The following is a 2,739-nucleotide window of genomic DNA, read 5'->3' on the forward strand; positions in this document are numbered from 1 at the left end:
CCACGATCTCGTGGGCGCGGTCCCGCAGGTCCCAGGCGAGGGCGGCCCGCCGGTCGAGCTCCTGCGCGATGCCCCGGGCGACCCCCTGGGCGGCGAACACCGCCCGCTGCAGCGGCATCCCGTGGTAGCGGCCGAATCCCAGGCCGTAGGTGAGGTCCTGGGCCAGCACCACGGTACGGATCAGCAGGTCCGCGAGGATGGCCGAGGTGACCAGCGGGTGCCCGCGCAGCACCAGTCGCTGCTCGGGGCCGATCAGCTCGAACCGCTGGTGCATCAGGCCGACGTCGTAGAGCGGGGCGGCCGCTTCCTCGAACTCCGTCCTGGCCGTGCCGCGGGACAGCACGGACACCAGCCCGGCCTCGATGTCGAGCACGGCGTCCAGGCCCTCCGCCAGCTCCTTGTGACGGGCGCACAGCATCACCTCGCGCAGCCCGGCCTCCACGTCCAGATGGGCGTCGAGCCCGTGCAGGAAGGATTTCCGCAGCGCCGCCATCCGGTCCGAGTAATCACGGGTGCGGCGCTCGGGAGAACCGCGCTCGGCCATCATTCCCCCTCTCGATCGGTCATTCTGCTGGAGACGGCCAGCCTCGCCTTGAACAGGCTGGCGCGGACCGCCGCGGGCCGCATGCCCAGCTCGGCGGCGATCTCCGTCGGCGTGTAGCCGTCCAGCGTCCACGCCAGGACCTGGCGCTGACGGGCGGGCAGGCCGCCCAGCAGCCGCAGGATCTCCTGCTCGTCCTCCCACTCGGCGGCGTGCCCCGGTGCCGGCAGCAGCGAGGTCGGTTCGAGCGCCAACTCCTCGATGCTGTCCTCGACCTGGCTGAAGGCCCGCACGAGTTCACGGGACGCGACTCTTCGGCACCAGGCCTCCGGCGACTGGATCCGGTCCCACCGTTCGTAGGCCTTGACCATGGTGTCCTGGGCCAGGTCCGCGGCCAGCGCGGCCGGGGCCCCCTGCCACATCAGGAAGGCCACCAGCCGTCGGAGGCAGGTGCGGTAGAAGTACGCGAACTCGCCGTGCCGGGCTCCGGTCCCGCTGCCGTCGGCAGGGGCCGGAAGGTGGCCGAGGGACGCCGCCGACGCGGCCTCCCCCTCCGGGCCGGTCTCACTCATGCGCGCCGCGACTCCGCTCCTCGTGCGGCTCCGGTCGCTTTCGTCGGTCGTCCTCGGACCGGCTCGCGCGGACCGCGAGGACGACCACGACCGGGGGCGGCTGGGGCCGGTCCCGCCGGCGCGGCCGTAACTGCCCCACCAGGGTGACCAGGGCCCCCAGCAACCCCAGTACACCTGCCACCACCGAGCCCGTCACGGGATCCACCAGCGCTCCTGTCGTCGTTGCCACACTTCCACGACCAGGAGGGCCGCCGGGGCGCCCGCGTTAACCGGTCCGGGGATTCTGTTACAGAGCGCCCGGAGCGAACGGGACCCCCGTGCCGGTGCGGCACGGGGGTCCCGGGGCGTCCGCGGCGGGCGGCGGCGTCACCGGCCGAGGCGTCACCGGGTCATGTAGACGCTGTCCATGAAGTCGACGATCTGCTGGTCCGTCAGCCGCTGGCCCTCGCGGTGGCCCATCGCGAGGTCGGCCTCGCTGATCATGCCGACCAGCCGGTCGCCGTCGATGACCGGGATGCGGCGGATCTGGTGCTGCTCCATCTTGTGCAGCACCGCGTCCATGCTGTCGTCCGCGTGGACGCAGTGCAGGTGGCCGGCCAGCTCCATGGCCTTCATCGTCGCCGGGTCCCGCCCCTCGGCGATGCACCGGACGATGATGTCGCGGTCGGTGATGATGCCCTTCAGCTTCTGGTCCGAGCCGCAGATCGGGAGGGCGCCGACGTTCATGTCGCGCATCATCCGGGCGGCGTCGGCGAGGCTCTGGTCGGCGGCGACGCACTGGGCGCCGGCGTGCATGATGTCTCGGGCAGTAGTCACGGGGACTCCTCCTCAGGGTCTCCCCCGAGCACCGGGTGTTCCGGTGCGCCCACCCTACGCACGGGTGCCGGGGGTCCGCGAGCGCATCCGGGGCGGCGGTTGCCGAGCGTGGCCGGGAGGCAGCCGCCGGGTGGGGCCGGGAGGCCGTCGGCGGACCTGGTCGCAGGCCGTCGCCACGGCGTCGCCGAGGCTCCGGCGGGACGATACTGGGGACGTGACGGAGGAGTTCGCCGGGGCGCCCGGTGCAGTACGGGCGCCGGACCGGACAGCGGTGACGACCACCCCCGACCTGGTCGACGAGGCGGTCCGGGCACGGCCCGCCACCGCGCTGCGCCCCTATGTGGCCTGGTACTCGGGTTACCGCCAACGGGGACTGCCGCCCGCCCTGCACCGGGGCCTGCCGTCCCCGTACCTGACCTTCATCGTGACCCTGGACGAACCGCTCACCATGGCGGGCCACCCGGACCCGGCCCAGCCCCCCGGCCGGTTCGCCACCCTGCTCGGCGGGCTGCACACGGCCCCGGCGCTGATCAGCCACGACGGCCGGCAGTCCGGCATCCAGGTCGCCGTCCACCCGCTGGCGGCGCGGGCGCTGTTCGGACTGCCGGCCGGGGAGCTCGCCGAACTGGACGTACCGGCGGAGGCGGTGCTCGGCGCGGTCGCCGAGCGGCTCCAGGAGGCCGTGCGGGAGGCGCGGACCTGGCCGGAGCGGTTCGCGGCACTGGACGGCGCGCTGCTGCGGCTCGCGCACCCGTCCGGCCGGGTGCCGCCCGAGGTGCTGCGGGCCTGGGACGCGCTGCGGCGCAGCGG

Annotated in this window: 3 protein-coding genes and 1 pseudogene; 1 reads left to right on the top strand and 3 read right to left on the bottom strand. The window is 74.0% G+C overall.

The features are described from left to right. The 3 genes and pseudogenes from BI06_RS51830 to BI06_RS38705 all read right to left on the bottom strand — a co-directional run. Positions 1 to 544 (bottom strand): annotated as a pseudogene (locus BI06_RS51830) (hypothetical protein); the annotation flags it as partial. Next, the gene (locus BI06_RS38695; protein ID WP_051742781.1) at positions 544 to 1,113 is read right to left on the bottom strand and encodes an RNA polymerase sigma factor; all 570 of its coding nucleotides are present in this window, start codon (positions 1,111 to 1,113) and stop codon (positions 544 to 546) included. The gene BI06_RS38695 and the pseudogene BI06_RS51830, both read right to left, overlap by 1 nt. A 381-nt stretch (positions 1,114 to 1,494) precedes the next feature. Next, a complete protein-coding gene (locus tag BI06_RS38705) occupies positions 1,495 to 1,929 on the bottom strand; it encodes a CBS domain-containing protein (RefSeq protein WP_030393904.1) in 435 nt (144 codons plus the stop codon). A gap of 214 nt (positions 1,930 to 2,143) precedes the next feature. On the opposite strand from BI06_RS38705, the gene BI06_RS54280 reads away from it, so the two are divergent. Next, a partial coding sequence (locus tag BI06_RS54280; RefSeq protein WP_369826364.1) for a DUF6597 domain-containing transcriptional factor occupies positions 2,144 to 2,739 on the top strand: 596 nt, incomplete at its 3' end.

Origin of the sequence: Kitasatospora sp. MBT66 (assembly GCF_000710405.2) — a bacterium.
Classification (GTDB): Bacteria; Actinomycetota; Actinomycetes; order Streptomycetales; family Streptomycetaceae; genus Kitasatospora; species Kitasatospora purpeofusca.